Source organism: Serratia sp. AXJ-M, assembly GCF_046531865.1.
In the GTDB taxonomy this organism is placed as follows: domain Bacteria; phylum Pseudomonadota; class Gammaproteobacteria; order Enterobacterales; family Enterobacteriaceae; genus Serratia; species Serratia liquefaciens.
The window spans coordinates 813881-830008 of sequence record NZ_CP059394.1; the positions used below are offsets into that span (position 1 = coordinate 813881).

At 53.9% G+C, this 16128-nt stretch carries 14 protein-coding genes; 12 read left to right on the forward strand and 2 right to left on the reverse strand.

Features of this window, described 5'->3' with window-relative positions:
• From ispD to rpoS, 7 genes are all read left to right on the forward strand, one after another.
• Complete coding sequence (ispD, locus tag H0S68_RS03735; RefSeq protein WP_046374487.1) at positions 1 to 708, forward strand: 2-C-methyl-D-erythritol 4-phosphate cytidylyltransferase; 708 nt, start codon at positions 1 to 3, stop codon at positions 706 to 708.
• 10 nt (positions 709 to 718) lie between these two features.
• Entirely contained in the window at positions 719 to 1192 is a 474-nt protein-coding gene (gene ispF / locus H0S68_RS03740) for a 2-C-methyl-D-erythritol 2,4-cyclodiphosphate synthase (protein WP_122077260.1), read from the forward strand.
• A 4-nt stretch (positions 1193 to 1196) separates the two neighbouring features.
• Positions 1197 to 2243: a tRNA pseudouridine(13) synthase TruD gene (gene truD, locus H0S68_RS03745; RefSeq protein WP_130016202.1), complete on the forward strand. Its 1047-nt coding sequence runs from the start codon at positions 1197 to 1199 to the stop codon at positions 2241 to 2243.
• Between the two features lie 225 nt (positions 2244 to 2468).
• Positions 2469 to 3230 carry a 5'/3'-nucleotidase SurE gene (gene surE / locus H0S68_RS03750; protein ID WP_410529158.1) on the forward strand — a complete coding sequence of 254 codons (762 nt, stop codon included), beginning with the start codon at positions 2469 to 2471 and terminating at the stop codon, positions 3228 to 3230.
• A complete protein-coding gene (locus tag H0S68_RS03755; protein WP_020825270.1) occupies positions 3224 to 3850 on the forward strand; it encodes a protein-L-isoaspartate(D-aspartate) O-methyltransferase in 627 nt (208 codons plus the stop codon). The genes surE and H0S68_RS03755 overlap by 7 nt, the downstream gene beginning before the upstream one ends.
• A gap of 324 nt (positions 3851 to 4174) precedes the next feature.
• Entirely contained in the window at positions 4175 to 5167 is a 993-nt protein-coding gene (gene nlpD, locus H0S68_RS03760; RefSeq protein ID WP_410529159.1) for a murein hydrolase activator NlpD, read from the forward strand.
• A 54-nt stretch (positions 5168 to 5221) separates the two neighbouring features.
• Positions 5222 to 6220, forward strand: a complete 999-nt coding sequence (gene rpoS / locus H0S68_RS03765) for an RNA polymerase sigma factor RpoS (RefSeq protein ID WP_044554227.1) — start codon at positions 5222 to 5224, stop codon at positions 6218 to 6220.
• A gap of 206 nt (positions 6221 to 6426) precedes the next feature.
• On the opposite strand, the gene glsA is transcribed toward rpoS, so the two are convergent.
• Positions 6427 to 7431: a glutaminase A gene (gene glsA / locus H0S68_RS03770; protein WP_410529160.1), complete on the reverse strand. Its 1005-nt coding sequence runs from the start codon at positions 7429 to 7431 to the stop codon at positions 6427 to 6429.
• Between the two features lie 433 nt (positions 7432 to 7864).
• Complete coding sequence (mutS, locus tag H0S68_RS03775; protein ID WP_020825273.1) at positions 7865 to 10420, reverse strand: DNA mismatch repair protein MutS; 2556 nt, start codon at positions 10418 to 10420, stop codon at positions 7865 to 7867.
• A 780-nt stretch (positions 10421 to 11200) separates the two neighbouring features.
• On the opposite strand from mutS, the gene H0S68_RS03780 reads away from it, so the two are divergent.
• The 5 genes from H0S68_RS03780 (at position 11201) to chbG (ending at position 16103) form a co-directional block, all read left to right on the forward strand.
• A complete protein-coding gene (locus tag H0S68_RS03780) occupies positions 11201 to 11518 on the forward strand; it encodes a PTS sugar transporter subunit IIB (RefSeq protein WP_020825274.1) in 318 nt (105 codons plus the stop codon).
• An 11-nt stretch (positions 11519 to 11529) separates the two neighbouring features.
• Positions 11530 to 12891: a PTS N,N'-diacetylchitobiose transporter subunit IIC gene (gene chbC, locus H0S68_RS03785; RefSeq protein WP_020825275.1), complete on the forward strand. Its 1362-nt coding sequence runs from the start codon at positions 11530 to 11532 to the stop codon at positions 12889 to 12891.
• A 48-nt stretch (positions 12892 to 12939) separates the two neighbouring features.
• Entirely contained in the window at positions 12940 to 14325 is a 1386-nt protein-coding gene (locus tag H0S68_RS03790) for a glycoside hydrolase family 1 protein (RefSeq protein ID WP_410529161.1), read from the forward strand.
• Between the two features lie 14 nt (positions 14326 to 14339).
• Positions 14340 to 15188, forward strand: coding sequence for a transcriptional regulator ChbR (gene chbR / locus H0S68_RS03795; RefSeq protein ID WP_046374478.1), 849 nt, complete (start codon positions 14340 to 14342; stop codon positions 15186 to 15188).
• A 153-nt stretch (positions 15189 to 15341) separates the two neighbouring features.
• Entirely contained in the window at positions 15342 to 16103 is a 762-nt protein-coding gene (gene chbG / locus H0S68_RS03800; protein WP_410529162.1) for a chitin disaccharide deacetylase, read from the forward strand.
• Positions 16104 to 16128 lie beyond the last annotated feature (25 nt).

Genomic DNA, 16128 nt, shown 5'->3' on the forward strand with positions numbered 1-16128 from the left:
ATGAATCACTCCGCAGGAACCTTTCCATCGGTGATCGCCGTCCTGCCCGCTGCCGGTATTGGCAGCCGCATGCAGGCTGATTGCCCAAAGCAATATTTAACCATCGGCCACCAAACCATTCTCGAACACGCGATCCACGCGCTGCTGCGCCATCCGCGTATTTCGCAGGTGATTGTGGCGATAGGCCCCGACGATCAGCAGTTCCACCAGTTGCCGATAGCGCAGGATCCCCGCGTGCAGGCTACCATTGGCGGGCAGCAACGCGCCGACTCGGTAATGGCCGGCTTGCAGCTGGCCGGCGAGGCAAAATGGGTGCTGGTGCACGACGCGGCGCGCCCCTGTCTGCATGCCGACGATCTCGACCGCCTGTTGGCGATTACCGAACATAGCGACGTAGGGGGCATTTTGGCGGCGCCGGTGCGTGACACCATGAAGCGCGCAGAGCCTGGCCACGGGGCCATTTCTCATACGGTAGAACGTCAGGACCTGTGGCATGCGTTAACGCCGCAGCTGTTCCCACTGGCGTTGCTCAAGCAGTGCCTGCAGCGCGCGCTGGATGACGGGGCGACGGTGACCGACGAGGCTTCGGCCCTGGAGCACTGCGGCTATCATCCGCTGCTGGTCAATGGGCGTTCGGACAATATTAAGGTCACGCGGCCGGAAGATTTGGCGCTGGCAGCATTCTATTTAACTCAGTTAGACAATTAAGGAGCGCATCATGCGTATCGGCCACGGTTTTGACGTACACAAATTTGGCGGCGAAGGCCCGTTGGTGATCGGTGGCGTTCGTATTCCTTATGAAAAAGGTTTGCTGGCCCACTCCGATGGCGACGTAGCACTGCACGCCGCGACTGATGCCCTGCTGGGCGCGGCGGCGCTGGGGGATATCGGCAAGCTGTTCCCGGATACTGACCCGGCCTTCAAAGGTGCCGATAGCCGCGAGTTGCTGCGCGAAGCCTGGAAACGCATCCGCGCCAAGGGCTATCGTCTGGGCAACCTGGACATCACTATTATCGCCCAGGCCCCTAAGATGGCACCGCATATCCCGCAGATGCGCATTTTCCTGGCGGAAGACCTGCAATGCCATATGGACGACGTTAACGTCAAGGCTACCACCACCGAACAACTCGGTTTCACCGGGCGTGGCGAGGGTATTGCCTGCGAAGCGGTTGCCTTGTTGATCAAGGACTAAGCGCATGGATATGGCTAACCTGACCTGGCTGCATGGCCAGCCACAAAGCACCGGCGTGCTGAAGGCCAACCCGGAAGATTTCGTGGTGGTGGAAGATCTGGGCTTTGAGCCGGATGGCGAAGGCGAACACGTGCTGGTGAACATCCGCAAAAACGGTTGTAACACCCAGTTCGTCGCCGATTATCTGGCGCGCTTTGCCGGTATTCATGCCCGCTCCGTCAGCTACGCGGGCTTAAAAGATCGTCATGCGGTAACCGAACAGTGGTTCTGTTTGCATCTGCCAGGAAAAGAGACGCCGGACTTTACCCAGTTCTCACTGGAAGGCTGTGAAGTGCTGGCCAGCGCCCGTCACCTGCGCAAAATGCGGATTGGCACCTTGAAAGGCAATGCCTTTACTCTGGTGCTGCGTCATATCTCCGATCGTCAGGATGTAGAACAACGCCTGCAGGCGATTGAGGCCGGCGGTGTACCGAATTACTTCGGCAGTCAGCGCTTTGGGCGCGGCGGTAACAACCTGGTGATGGCGCGCCGTTGGGCGAATGACGAGATCCGGGTGAAAGAACGCAGCAAGCGTAGCTTTTATCTTTCTGCCAGCCGCAGCGCGCTGTTTAACCTGATCGCCAGCCGGCGATTGGCCAACCAGCAGCAACATACCGTGCAGGAAGGGGATGCCCTTCAGCTTAGCGGTCGGGGCAGTTGGTTTGTTGCCAAACAGGAAGAGCTGGAAGCGTTGCAGCACCGCCTGGAAGCCGGTGAGCTGATGATCACCGCTCCTTTACCCGGTGATGGTGAACCGGGCACCGCCGGGGAAGCGTTGAGCTTTGAACAGCAGTGTCTGCTGGAACAGCCGGAGCTGATGTCGCTTTTAAAGCGCGAACGCGTAGATCCGGCCCGCCGAGCCTTGCTGTTACAGCCGAAAGATATGCAGTGGGACTGGTGGGACGATGCCACCGTCGAACTTCGTTTCTGGCTGCCGGCCGGCAGTTTCGCCACCAGCGTGGTGCGTGAAATTATGCGGCAGGACAGTAGCGATGCGGATATTAGCGAGTAATAATCAAGAAACCTGCGCAAGCAGGTTTTTTTTCGCCAGAAGAATGACTCGTGGCAGTTCCGCCTTGAGTTCCCTGCCTTTTCCCATGGTCACTGGACATGGCGGGGGCAGTAAACATAATATCTGCTGATTAAGCGCCTCCTTTTGGGCGGTCATACCGAGTAGTTAAATCCCAGGCTGCGTTGAGCGGTGCCTGGTTGAGAGATAAAAAGAAGACAACCTCTTATGCGGATATTGCTGAGTAATGACGACGGTGTTACCGCCCCAGGCATTCAGGTGCTGGCGGCAGCGCTGCGAGAGTTTGCTGAGGTGCAGGTTGTGGCACCCGATCGTAACCGCAGCGGTTCTTCCAATGCGCTGACGTTGGAATCCCCATTGCGCACCCTGATGATGCCCAATGGGGATATCGCCGTACAGCAAGGAACACCGACCGATTGCGTATACCTGGGAGTGAATGCCCTGATGCAACCTGCGCCGGATATCGTGGTTTCCGGTATCAATGCCGGCCCCAATCTGGGCGATGACGTGATCTACTCCGGCACCGTGGCTGCCGCCATGGAAGGGCGCCATTTGGGCTTGCCTGCGCTGGCCGTGTCGTTGAACGGCCATCAGCATTATGCTACCGCGGCGGCGATCACCTGCCGGGTGCTGCGCGCCCTGTTGCGTGAACCGTTACGCACCGGAAAAATTCTGAATATCAACGTGCCGGATTTGCCGTTGGACGAGATCAAAGGCATTCGCGTGACCCGCTGCGGCAGTCGCCATCCGGCCGACAAAGTGTTCTGCCAACAGGATCCACGTGGGCAAAACCTTTACTGGATTGGGCCTCCGGGTGATAAGTTTGATGTCGGGCCGGACACGGATTTCGCTGCGGTAGAACAGGGTTATGTCGCGATTACACCCTTGCAGGTGGATTTGACCGCTTATGCGGCCCAGGATGTAGTAAAAACGTGGTTAACCAAAGCAGGGGTTGGCGGGGAATGGTGAACAAGCGTATGCAAACATTGCTGACGCAACTGCGTCAACAAGGGATCCAGGACGAACGATTACTGCGGGCCATTGAGGCAGTGCCGCGTGAACGCTTTGTTGATGAAGCGCTTGAACACAAAGCTTATGAAAATACGGCGCTGCCTATCGGCTCAGGTCAAACGATCTCCCAGCCTTATATGGTGGCACGGATGACCGAACTCTTAAACCTGACGCCCACATCCAGGGTATTGGAGATCGGCACGGGTTCCGGTTATCAAACCGCCATACTGGCGCACCTGGTGCAGCATGTGTGCTCCGTTGAGCGTATCAAGGGATTGCAATGGCAGGCGAAACGTCGCCTGAAGCAACTCGACCTTCACAATGTTTCAACTCGTCACGGTGACGGTTGGCAGGGGTGGGCTTCGCGGGGGCCGTTCGATGCCATTATTGTCACCGCCGCACCGCCGGAGATCCCCCCGGCGTTGATGGAACAGCTAGACGACGGCGGTATTTTGGTTTTGCCGGTCGGTGAGCAGGCTCAGATCCTCAAGCGTATTCAGCGCCAGGGGAATGAATTTACTATCGATATCGTCGAAGCGGTGCGCTTTGTACCACTGGTGAAAGGCGAACTGGCCTAGCGATTGTCTGAATTTTCGACAGGATATGAAATCTGTTGCACTTTCATCACCTCCGGTTAAGGTTTTAGCGTTTCAATAAAACTAATTTTCAATACAATTGCCTTTCTGCGCAGTTGTCTTATGGTGCAGCAGCGCTAATGTGGTTAGCATGGCGCGCTGTTTTGAGGCTCCGGTATGAGGTTTTCTGACGTTCAGAAATCGGCCGCGGGCACCTTTCATTGTAGGAACGTAGAGAATGTTAAAAGCTCAGCTACGATGTAAAGGGTATTTTGGATATATCGCTGATATTGCTGTCATGGGGGAAGCATGAGCACGGGAAGCCCAATGATTACATTACGCCGGGTTGCGGTGTGTACGATGGTAAGTTTGTGGTTGGCGGGTTGTTCGAACAATGCGTCGACATCGGCCCCTATCAGTAGCGTGGACGGCGGTGGTGCCGGAGCCGCTGCATCCAGCAATGCTGGGGCGCAGGTGGGCTCTGAGGGACACATTGTTTACAACCGCAGTTATACTTCGATCCCCAAAGGGAGCTACAGCGGTAATACCTATACGGTTAAGCGCGGAGACACGCTGTTTTACATCGCCTGGATCACCGGAAATGATTACCGTGACCTGGCTCAGCGTAACAATATTCCTGAACCCTACAGTCTGAATGTGGGTCAAAACATTCAGCTTGGTAATGGTTCGGCTACCGGAAATGGCGGTATGCTGGCGGCGACAGACGCAACCAGCGGCGGCGTACCTAAGCCACCATCGACCTCCCAGATACAAACTGCAACGGTTGATTCTCAATCAACTAACGCGTATTCTGATAATTCGGGTAAACAGAATGTAGGTAAGATGTTACCTGCAGCAGGCGCAGTGGCGGCAACTACCGCAACAGCCCCTGTTACCGCACCGGTTGTTGCTCCTCCAGTGAGCAGCACCGTCAGCAACAGCGCTCCGGTAAGTACCTGGAGATGGCCGACTGACGGGAAGATTATTGATAACTTTTCCTCATCAGAAGGTGGGAATAAAGGTGTCGATATCGCCGGGTCTCGTGGGCAGTCTATCTTCGCTACCGCCGATGGTCGTGTAGTGTACGCAGGCAACGCTTTACGGGGTTACGGTAATCTAATCATCATCAAACACAATGATGATTACCTGAGCGCCTACGCTCACAACGACACAATGCTGGTCCGGGAACAACAAGAAGTGAAGGCGGGTCAAAAAATAGCCACCATGGGTAGCACCGGAACCAGTTCAGTACGTTTGCATTTTGAAATTCGTTACAAGGGGAAATCCGTAAACCCGCTGCGTTATCTTCCGCAGCGATAGATTGGGCAGAATACGCTGTTATTCTGCTCGCGGTATCACGGGTAGGAGCAGCATATGAGCCAAAATACGCTGAAAGTTAACGAGTTACATGATGATGCGGATTTCGACGAGAACGCAACGGAAGCGGAATCATTCGACGAAAAAGCACTGGTAGAAGAAGAGGCCAGTGAGAATGATCTAGCGGAAGAAGAGTTGTTGTCACAAGGCGTGACCCAACGCGTATTGGATGCGACGCAGCTCTATCTGGGCGAAATCGGTTATTCTCCGCTGCTTACCGCAGAGGAAGAGGTTTATTTTGCGCGGCGTGCACTGCGCGGTGACGTGCCGTCCCGCCGCCGAATGATTGAAAGCAACCTGCGGTTGGTGGTGAAAATCGCCCGCCGCTACAGCAACCGCGGTCTGGCGCTGCTGGATCTGATTGAAGAGGGCAACCTCGGACTGATCCGCGCAGTGGAAAAGTTTGACCCAGAACGCGGTTTCCGTTTCTCGACCTACGCTACCTGGTGGATCCGGCAGACGATTGAACGGGCGATCATGAACCAAACCCGTACCATTCGCTTGCCTATCCACATAGTTAAAGAACTGAATGTCTATTTGCGCACCGCGCGCGAGCTTTCTCACAAACTGGATCATGAACCGAGCGCTGAAGAGATTGCAGAGCAACTCGACAAGCCGGTGGATGACGTCAGCCGCATGCTGCGCCTGAACGAACGTATCACTTCTGTGGATACGCCGTTGGGTGGGGATTCGGAGAAAGCGTTGCTGGACATTCTGGCAGACGAGAAAGACAACGGACCGGAAGACACCACGCAAGACGATGACATGAAACAGAGCATCGTGAAATGGCTGTTCGAACTGAACGCCAAACAGCGTGAGGTGCTGGCGCGTCGCTTTGGCCTGTTGGGCTACGAAGCGGCGACGCTCGAAGATGTGGGCCGCGAAATTGGCCTGACTCGCGAGCGAGTACGTCAGATCCAGGTTGAAGGTTTGCGCCGCCTGCGTGAAATACTGCAGATGCAGGGCCTGAGTATCGAGGCACTGTTCCGCGAGTAACGTCGGCAGTTGAACCGCATCAAAATAAAAACGGTGAGCATAATGCTCGCCGTTTTTTTTCTAACGAATACCCCTGATGCGGATAAAGGCCGTGTTTAGAGAAAACCTTCACCGACTTGGTGGGTGAGGGTCAATGTGAACTTTTTTCTGTCAGCCTATAGAACATTCTTAGAAGTCGCCGATGCGCAGGCACGACGGGAATGAGATCAGTGAGAGTCGTAAAGGTTAGCTTTGGTTGCGTGCGCGACGTAACTGATTGCTTCCTGTGCACGGACACTATTGCCGGCTTTATCCAGGGGGGGTGAGTAGACTGCAATGGCGTATTGGCCTGGGACCACTGCGACCATACCGCCGCCAACACCGCTTTTGGCTGGGACACCCACGTTGTATAGCCATTGGCCTGAGCCGTCATAGAGACCTGCAATCGCCATTTCTGTCAGCACGTTAGGGACGTATTGTTGCTGCAGTAACTGCTTGCCGGTGTAGGGAGATTTCCCTGCGTTAGCCAATACGGCCCCCATCTTGGCCAGTTGCTCAGTGGTGGCACTGACCGAACACTGTTTGGTATAGATATCGAGCGCTTCGTCTGCGTTGCTGTACATGCGGCCATAAGACATCATCAAGCGACTCAGCGCCTGGTTATGCTGGTTAGTCACGGATTCGGAATGATAAACCTCCAGATTAATGCTCAATTTAGCATCGGCGTAGGCGTTCATATTATCGATAATCTGCTGCCAGCGATCGTTGGCATTTATCGCATTGATAAAGCTGACGGTGCTAATGGCGCCGGCATTAACCAATGGGTTCTGCGGACGCTCTGGACGCAGTTCGATGGCAAGGCCGGAATTAAAGGGTAATCCGGTTGAGTTGGCGCCTAGTTCATTCAGTACTTTGTCTGCGCCATGTTGATTTAATGCGATAGATAAAGAGAATATTTTGGTTAATGATTCCAGTGGAAATGTTTTTTGTGTATCCCCGGCTGTGTAGAGTTTTCCATCTATAGTGGCAATCGCGATAGCGTAATTCTTATCACTGTAAGCCGCCAATGCAGGAATATAATCGGCCACCTTACCACGATTATCATTTTTAAATTTCTGATAAGCCGATTGCACAATGGCAGCATAATCGGGAGAGTCCGCAGCTAAGGCACCGGTGCTTGTCAGGGAAATGAACGGAATGGAAAAAAGTATAGCAAAAAGCTTAGGTTTCATAAAATGACTCCTACAGGATGGATAGGTGTTTGTATTAAATGAAGTTACTGACGTGAGTATTACAATGGGTATTGTGAATGTGAGAATGCTTTATTGATTTAAATACATGCAGCTATAGCGGTACTGTTTTAAAAGAATTTTAATAACAGCGTGGTGGTGCAGAGCACCGTAGGAAAGGTTGTGCTGTCTCCAATGCAGTAGCAGTGGGCGATCCCACATTATCAGCTGACTGGATATATTGAGACCTAATTATTCGCTTCGACTTGCATCACGTCCAATTGATTATTTTAATTAATACACATTGGCTAATAGTCATGGCGAATCAAAAACAGGATATGAAACATTGTTACTTTCATTGTGTAACAATAACGATAAACCTTATTAAATAAAAACGGTGAGCGTGATGCTCACCGTTTGCCGTTTATGCGTCGAGTTAGACCATATTCTTCAGGCGGTAAATCCATTCCAGCGCCTGGCGCGGAGACAGTGAATCCGGATCCAGGGCCTCAAGCGCTTCAACCGCCGGAGAGGTTTCCTCGTTCAGCAGCGTCATTTGGGTGGCGTCAACGGTACCGCTGGCGGTGTGGTTGGAGATGGCTTCCAGTTCACGCAATTTCTGGCGCGCGCGTTTGATCACTTCACGTGGCACCCCGGCCAGTGCGGCAACCGCCAGCCCGTAACTTTTGCTGGCGGCACCGTCCTGCACGCTGTGCATAAAGGCGATGGTGTCACCGTGCTCAAGCGCATCCAAATGCACGTTAACCACGCCTTCCATTTTTTCCGGCAGGGTGGTCAGCTCAAAGTAATGAGTGGCGAACAAGGTCATGGCCTTGATGCGGCTGGCCAGATTTTCAGCACAGGCCCAGGCCAGGGATAAACCATCATAGGTCGAGGTGCCGCGGCCAATCTCGTCCATCAACACCAGACTATGTTCGGTGGCGTTATGCAGGATATTGGCGGTTTCGGTCATCTCAACCATAAAGGTGGAGCGGCCGGAAGCCAGATCGTCCGCTGCACCTACGCGGGTAAATATGCGATCGACCGGGCCAATGACTGCCTTGCTTGCCGGCACGTAGCTGCCGATATGGGCCATCAGTACGATCAGCGCCGTTTGGCGCATATAGGTGCTTTTACCGCCCATATTAGGGCCGGTAATGATCAACATTCTGCGTTGGGGCGACAGTGACAGCGGGTTGGAAATAAAGGGTTCGCTCAACACCTGCTCCACCACCGGGTGGCGACCTTCGGTGATGCGCACGCCAGGCTGCTCGCTCATGGTCGGGCAGGCGTAGTTCAGCGTTTCGGCGCGTTCTGCCAGGTTGGCCAGTACGTCCAGTTCTGCCAATGCCGCCGCGCTTTGTTGCAATTCACCCAGATGCGGCAACAGCAAATCGAACAGTTCTTCGTACAGACCTTTCTCGATGGCCAGCGCTTTCCCTTTAGAGGTCAGCACCTTGTCTTCGTACTCTTTCAGTTCGGGAATGATGTAGCGTTCGGCGTTTTTCAGCGTCTGACGGCGTACGTAATGGATCGGTACCAGGTGGCTTTGCCCGCGACTGACCTGAATGTAATAGCCATGAACACCATTGAAACCGACCTTCAGCGTATCCAGCCCCAGTTTTTCGCGCTCGCGGATCTCGAGACGGTCGAGATAGTCGCTGGCACCATCGGCCAAGGCCCGCCATTCGTCCAGCTCACTGTTGTAGCCGGGGGCGATAACGCCACCGTCGCGAACCAGCACCGGCGGGGCTTCCACCACGGCGCGCTCCAGCAAGTCCTGCAGTTCATCAAACTGACCCACCTGGGACAGCAGGTGCTGCACATGCGGAGTATTTACGCCTTTTAACAGCGCATGGATATCCGGTAACTGCTGGAAGGCATGACGCATGCGTGCCAGATCGCGCGGACGTGCGCTGCGCAACGCCAGACGGGCGAGGATACGTTCCAGATCGCCGACCTGACGCAAAGAAGGTTGCAGTTCAGCATACAGATCCTGCAGTGCACCGATGGCCTGCTGGCGATCATTCAGTACCTTGATGTCACGAGTAGGCATATGCAGCCAGCGCTTAAGCATGCGGCTGCCCATGGCCGTCACGCTGTGATCGAGGATCGCCGCCAGGGTGTTTTCAGTGCCGCCGGACAGGCTCTGGGTCAGCTCGAGGTTACGCCGGGTAGCGGCGTCCATGATGATGCCGTCCTGTTGACGCTCCATGGTGATGCCACGGATATGCGGCAATGAGGTGCGCTGGGTATCTTTTACGTACTGCAGCAGGCAGCCAGCGGCACGCAGTGCCTGATGGGCCTGTTCAACGCCGAAGCCGGTAAGATCGCGAGTGCCGAACTGCAGGTTAAGCTGCTGACGGGCGGTCTCCGGTTCGAATTCCCACAGCGGGCGACGACGCAGACCATGGCGCTGTTCAATCAGCGACATCTGTTCAAAGGTTTCGGGATAAAGCAGTTCGGCGGGGTTGGTGCGTTGCAGCTCGGCCGCCATGGTCTCAATATCTGCTGGTTCGGCAACGCGGAAACGGCCGGAGCTGATATCCAGCGTCGCGTAACCAAAGCCACGTGCGTCTTGCCAGATGGCGGCCAGCAGGTTGTCCTGACGCTCCTGTAGCAAGGCTTCGTCGGTGATGGTGCCAGGCGTGACAATACGCACCACTTTGCGCTCAACCGGACCTTTACTGGTGGCCGGATCGCCGATTTGTTCGCACAGGGCAACGGATTCGCCAAGCTGCACCAGTTTGGCTAAATAGTTTTCCACCGCATGATGGGGAACGCCGGCCATGGGAATAGGCTCCCCTGCTGAGGCACCGCGTTTGGTCAGCGAGATATCCAGCAGTTGGGACGCGCGTTTGGCATCATCATAGAACAGCTCGTAAAAGTCGCCCATGCGGTAGAACAGCAGGATCTCGGGATGCTGAGCCTTGAGGCGCAGGTACTGCTGCATCATCGGCGTGTGTGAATCGAGCTTGTCGGTGCTATTCATAAGATTACTGTTTCCAATCCATTGAATTTGAAATGAGTTTTGACGTTGTTTTTCATCATTAGGTATCACGCCGTGTTACAAAAATCACGCCTGCAGGCGGTCGCAGGGCGAGGTAAAGCCATTGATCAAACCAGTCCCAAACGGAACGGAGGGCGCTGCGGCTACCGACGATGGGGATCAATAAGCTTTTATACCGACGCTATACTAGCCCAGCGGGCAATCCGCTGTCACAGGTAAAAATGGGGAGCTTTACGCAAACTGGGTTTGTAATGAACGAAAGGCGTTACAACCCCTGCTCTGTCTCTAAAAACCAAGCGTATCTGCTCAGAAATCACCTCATTCCCATCCGTTTTTCCTTCGGTCTCGACGCCTTCCCTTGATGACCAGTTCTAATCAAGGGCGAACTATTCTGTGCTCACTTATCCCCCGTTGCACGATCCCGCGAGAAGAATAATCCATAAATACCCTGCATGTTTATAACGTATTGTTTATAATTGGTATTTGTTTATTTTGGATGAATTAATTCGGTAATTTAAGGTTATTTGTGAGCCCGGTCACACTAATTTTTTATGCAAAATGTGAAGAGGGTCAATCGGGAAGGTCAAGGAGAGACGGTTCTTTACGCCGATGGCTTACCGGTCCGCTCCGATGCCTCCGTATACTGTTCGCAACCAGGGCAGAGCAACGGAAATTTTCATAAGGAATGTGCGCGAGGCAATCGCTATTGCATCTGGCAAACAAATGACACGGGGCTTTTTTGATTATCTTGAGGGATTGGGTATGGAAAAGAAAAAAATCTATCTGTTTTGTTCTGCCGGTATGTCGACTTCTCTGCTGGTCTCAAAAATGAAGGCGCAGGCCGAGAAGTACGAAGTGCCAGTGATCATTGCCGCTTATCCCGAAGCGCTGGCAGCGGAAAAGGGCGCAGAGGCAGATTTGATCCTGCTGGGGCCGCAGATTGCCTATACGTTAGCCGAAGTACAAAAACAGCTGCCCAATAAGCCCGTCGAAGTGATCGATTCCGCTTTATACGGCAAGCTTGATGGCCTTGGGGTGTTGAAGGCCGCGGTCGCCACCATAAAAAAAGCTAACCAATAAAGGGGTCTGCCGTGAATACGTTAATTGCCTCGTTGGAAAAGGTCATACTGCCCTTTGCCGTGAAAATTGGTAAACAGCCCCATGTTAATGCCATCAAAAACGGGTTCATTCGATTAATGCCGCTGACGTTGACCGGGGCGATGTTCGTTCTGATCAACAACGTATTCCTCAGTTTCGGCGAAGGCTCGTTCTTCTTTTCATTGGGGGTACGGCTGGATGCGTCCACCATTGAAACGCTAAACAGCCTGAAGACCATCGGTGGCAGCGTTTATAACGGCACCCTGGGGATTATGTCCCTGATGACGCCCTTCTTTATCAGCATGGCTTTAGCGGAGGAGCGTAAGGTTGACCCGCTGGCAGCCGCGCTACTGGCGGTTGCCGCCTTTATGACGGTAACGCCGTTCAGCGTCGGTGAGGCTTATGCCGTCGGTGCTAACTGGCTTGGCGGCGCCAACATCATTTCCGGCATGGTGATCGGCCTGGTGGTGGCGGAGATGTTTACCTTTGTGGTGCGCCGCAACTGGGTCATCAGCCTGCCCGACAGCGTACCTTCTTCCGTGTCTCGCTCGTTCTCCGCACTGATCCCCGGATTCCTGATCCTGTCGATCATGGGCGTGATTGCCTATTGCCTGACGCTGTGGGGAACCAACTTCCACCAAATCATCATGGACAGCATCTCGGCTCCGCTGGCGAAAATGGGCAGCGTGGTCGGCTGGGTGTATGTGATGTTCTCCTCGCTGCTGTGGTTCTTCGGGGTGCATGGCTCGATGGCGCTGGCCGCGCTGGACAGCGGCATCATGACGCCATTCGCGTTGGAAAACGTAGAGCTTTACAACAAGTATGGTTCGGTCGAAGCCGCCGTTGCCGCCGGCAAAGAGTTCCATATGTGGGCGAAACCTTTCGTCGACTCTTATATCTATCTGGGCGGGACCGGGTCTACGCTGGGGCTGATTATCGCCATCTTTATCGCCTCACGCCGTGAAGACTATCGCCAGGTCGCCAAGCTGGCTACCCCGTCGGGCATCTTCCAGATTAACGAACCTATCCTGTTCGGCCTGCCGGTGATCATGAACCCGGTGATGTTTATCCCGTTCATTCTGGTTCAACCGGTATTGACGATCATCACCACGGTGGCTTATTACACCGGAATGATCCCGCCTATCACCAACATTGCGCCCTGGACCATGCCGGTAGGCCTGGGGGCGTTCTTCAACACCAACGGCAGTATCGTCGCCATGTTGCTGAGCTTCTTCAACCTGGGCGTGGCGACCTTGATTTACCTGCCGTTTGTGATGATATCCAACAAGGCGCAGAGCCAGATCGATCAGGCTACCGAAAGCGAAGAAGACATCGCCAAGGCGCTGAAATTCTAACTGTCAGTCTGGGGCAGCCCTTGCTGCCCCGGTTTTAGGGGCGTTTGGATGAAATATCAATTTGCTGACGATTTCTGGTGGGGAAGCGCGACCTCTGCGCCGCAGTCGGAAGGGGCCTCTGCATGGGATGGCAAAAGTCAGAACATCTTCGATTACTGGTATGACATTGCGCCAGAACGCTTTCATCATCAGGTCGGTCCGTCCGAGGCATCCACCTTTTATGACCGTTTCCAGCAAGACATCCTGCTGTTAAAAAAGCTTGGGCATAATACCTTCAGAACCTCTATTTCCTGGTCACGGCTGATCCCGGACGGGGAGGGCGAGGTGAACCCGAAAGCCGTCGCTTTCTATAACGCGCTTATCGATGGCCTGCTGGCTGAGGGCATTACGCCATTTATCAACCTTTACCATTTCGACATGCCGATGTGCATGCAGCGAAAAGGCGGCTGGGAAAGCCGGGCGGTGGTGGAAGCCTATGCCCGCTATGCCAAAACCTGTTTCAGCCTGTTCGGCGATCGGGTCACTCATTGGTTTACTTTTAACGAGCCGATTGTGCCGGTCGAAGCGGGCTATCTGAACGACCTGCACTATCCTTGCGTGGTTGATTTTAAAAGGGCAGTCGCGGTGGCTTACCACAGCGTGCTGGCCCATGCCAAAGCGGTGAAGGAGTTCAGGGCGTTGGGCCACCAAGGCGCGATAGGCATTATTTTGAACCTGAGCCCGACCTATCCGCGTTCGAACAGCCAGGAAGATGGCGTGGCCGCCCATCATGCGGATCTGTTGCTGAACAAAAGCTTCCTTGATCCTGTGACCAAAGGGCGTTATCCACAAGATTTGGTTGATTTACTGCGCGCCAATGATTTGTTGCCACAAACGGCACCGGAGGACGCACAGCTGATTGCCGACGGCGTGGTGGATATTCTGGGCGTCAATTACTATCAACCGCGCAGGGTTAAAGCGAAAGAAAGCTACCGGGCCGACGCACCCGTGACGATGCCGGAAGATCTGTTCAGCTATTACGACATGCCTGGCCGCAAGATCAATCCGCATCGGGGCTGGGAGATCTATGAAAAAGGGCTGTATGACATCCTGATGGATCTGAAGGAAAACTACGGCAACATTCCCTGCTATATTTCAGAAAACGGCATGGGCGTAGAGGGTGAAGAGGCATTTATCGGCCCTAGTGGACGGGTGGAGGATGATTATCGAATCGACTTTATCCGCGATCATCTGAAATGGCTGCATCAGGCGCTGTCGGAGGGTTCCAACTGCAAAGGCTATCATTTGTGGACCTTTATCGACTGCTGGTCCTGGCTTAATGCCTACAAGAATCGCTACGGGTTAGTTCGGCTGGAGCGGGAGAGCCAACAGCGCACGTTGAAGAAGAGTGGCTATTGGTTTGCCGAGACGGCCCGGCAGAACGGCTTTGATTAACGGGAGCGCATGCGATGTCTGAGAACCTGGTTTCGCTGAATGCGAACGACGTTAAGCTGATTCGGGAGCAGGATTTCTTTAACTGCAAAGATTTCCATTTGTTCATTTATAACAAGGTGGAAAGCGCCACTGGGCTGCATCAGCATGACTACTATGAATTCACCATCGTCCTGAGCGGCAAATGTTATCAGGAGATCAACGGCAAGCGCGTGCTGCTGGAACGGGGCGATTTTGTTTTCATCCCCATTGGTTCGCGCCATCAGAGCTTTTATGAGTTCGGCGCCGCGAAAATCTTCAACGTGGCGGTTGGCAAGGTGTTCTTCGAAGAGAACTATTTGCAGCAGTTGCCACGCTGTTTTGTCGCCTCCCAGGCCTATAGCCTGAAGAATGAATTCCTGGCTTATATCGAGTCGGTGGTGGGTTCCCCCCAGTTTCGCGAGGATGATTTTGCCGAATTCCTGGAAACGCTGACCTTTTATATCATCAGCCGCATTCGTCACTATAAGGAAGAGAGCGGCGAGGGGGACGATATCCCGCAGTGGCTGAAAAACACCCTGGCCGGCATGCATGATAAAGCCATGTTTGGTGAAAAGGCGCTGCTCAATATGGTGGAGTTATCGGGGAAAACGCAGGAGTACCTGACCCGGGCGATGCGACGCTATTACCATAAAACGCCAATGCAGGTGATCAATGAAATCCGCATCAACTTTGCCAAAACGCAGCTTGAAGTCACCAACTATTCGGTTTCGGATATTGCCTTCGACTCTGGCTATGGCGACGTGAGCCTGTTTATTAAAAACTTTAAGAGACTCACCGAAGTGACGCCGGGTAATTACCGAAAAAAGTTCTACGGCCCTGTTTAGGGCCGCTCCCGATAAGCATTAACGCCGATATTCCGAATGCCTTTCAGGCCGCCAATAGCCTGATGAAATAAATTTCTTTGCTTAAGCGAAGGGGAATTGCCGTACCTGACGGACGGTATTCCTTTGCCAAAAATTTGTTAAATGGATGCCAAAATGGAAAAGTTACTGATAGTGAATGCCGACGATTTTGGTCTGAGCAAGGGACAGAACTATGGGGTGATTGAGGCGTTTCACTATGGGGTGGTCACTTCAACCACGGCAATGGTGAATAGCCCGGACGTACAGCATGCCGCCAGCCTCAGCCGGCTTTATCCTGGGCTGAAGATCGGCCTGCATTTTGTGCTGACTCACGGGCATCCATTGACGGCCATGCCTTCGCTGGTTAACGAACGCGGAGAGCTGGGCAAGTGGTTATGGGAAAGGGCAGAGTCTGGGCTGCTGAGCATGGACGAAATCCACGATGAGTTGGTGAGCCAATACGACAGGTTCATGGCGGTGTTTGGCAAAGCGCCGACGCATATCGACAGCCATCATCACGTGCATATGCTGCCGCAGATTTACCCGCTGGTCGAGGCATTTGCTCAGTCCCGTGCCATCCCGCTGCGTATTGGGCGTCAGGAGGTTGAACGGCAAGATATCCCATTGCGTTATGACCGCAGTACCGAGTGGTTTGATGCGGGTTTCTATGGCGAATCGATATCCGAAGCGCTGTTTTTACAGGTGCTCGATCGTGCCGATCAACGTGGTGCCAAGTCGGTGGAGATGATGTGCCACCCGGCGTTCCTGGATAACACTATTTTGGCGAGTAAATATTGCTACCCGCGGCTTGCCGAAGTGAACGTCCTGACTTCACCAGGCATGAAAAACGCCATCGCGGAACGCGGTTACCGTCTGGGATCTTTCCTCGATCTGTGACCAGCCCATCGTATACAGCGATGGC

What these genes read in the sequence shown, in the direction of transcription:
- ispD (WP_046374487.1), top strand. Translation starts at nt 1, where the DNA reads ATGAATCACTCCGCAGGAACCTTTCCATCGGTGATCGCCGTCCTGCCC.
- ispF (WP_122077260.1), top strand. Translation starts at nt 719, where the DNA reads ATGCGTATCGGCCACGGTTTTGACGTACACAAATTTGGCGGCGAAGGC.
- truD (WP_130016202.1), top strand. Translation starts at nt 1,197, where the DNA reads ATGGATATGGCTAACCTGACCTGGCTGCATGGCCAGCCACAAAGCACC.
- surE (WP_410529158.1), top strand. Translation starts at nt 2,469, where the DNA reads ATGCGGATATTGCTGAGTAATGACGACGGTGTTACCGCCCCAGGCATT.
- H0S68_RS03755 (WP_020825270.1), top strand. Translation starts at nt 3,224, where the DNA reads ATGGTGAACAAGCGTATGCAAACATTGCTGACGCAACTGCGTCAACAA.
- nlpD (WP_410529159.1), top strand. Translation starts at nt 4,175, where the DNA reads ATGATTACATTACGCCGGGTTGCGGTGTGTACGATGGTAAGTTTGTGG.
- rpoS (WP_044554227.1), top strand. Translation starts at nt 5,222, where the DNA reads ATGAGCCAAAATACGCTGAAAGTTAACGAGTTACATGATGATGCGGAT.
- glsA (WP_410529160.1), bottom strand. Translation starts at nt 7,431, where the DNA reads ATGAAACCTAAGCTTTTTGCTATACTTTTTTCCATTCCGTTCATTTCC.
- mutS (WP_020825273.1), bottom strand. Translation starts at nt 10,420, where the DNA reads ATGAATAGCACCGACAAGCTCGATTCACACACGCCGATGATGCAGCAG.
- H0S68_RS03780 (WP_020825274.1), top strand. Translation starts at nt 11,201, where the DNA reads ATGGAAAAGAAAAAAATCTATCTGTTTTGTTCTGCCGGTATGTCGACT.
- H0S68_RS03790 (WP_410529161.1), top strand. Translation starts at nt 12,940, where the DNA reads ATGAAATATCAATTTGCTGACGATTTCTGGTGGGGAAGCGCGACCTCT.
- chbR (WP_046374478.1), top strand. Translation starts at nt 14,340, where the DNA reads ATGTCTGAGAACCTGGTTTCGCTGAATGCGAACGACGTTAAGCTGATT.
- chbG (WP_410529162.1), top strand. Translation starts at nt 15,342, where the DNA reads ATGGAAAAGTTACTGATAGTGAATGCCGACGATTTTGGTCTGAGCAAG.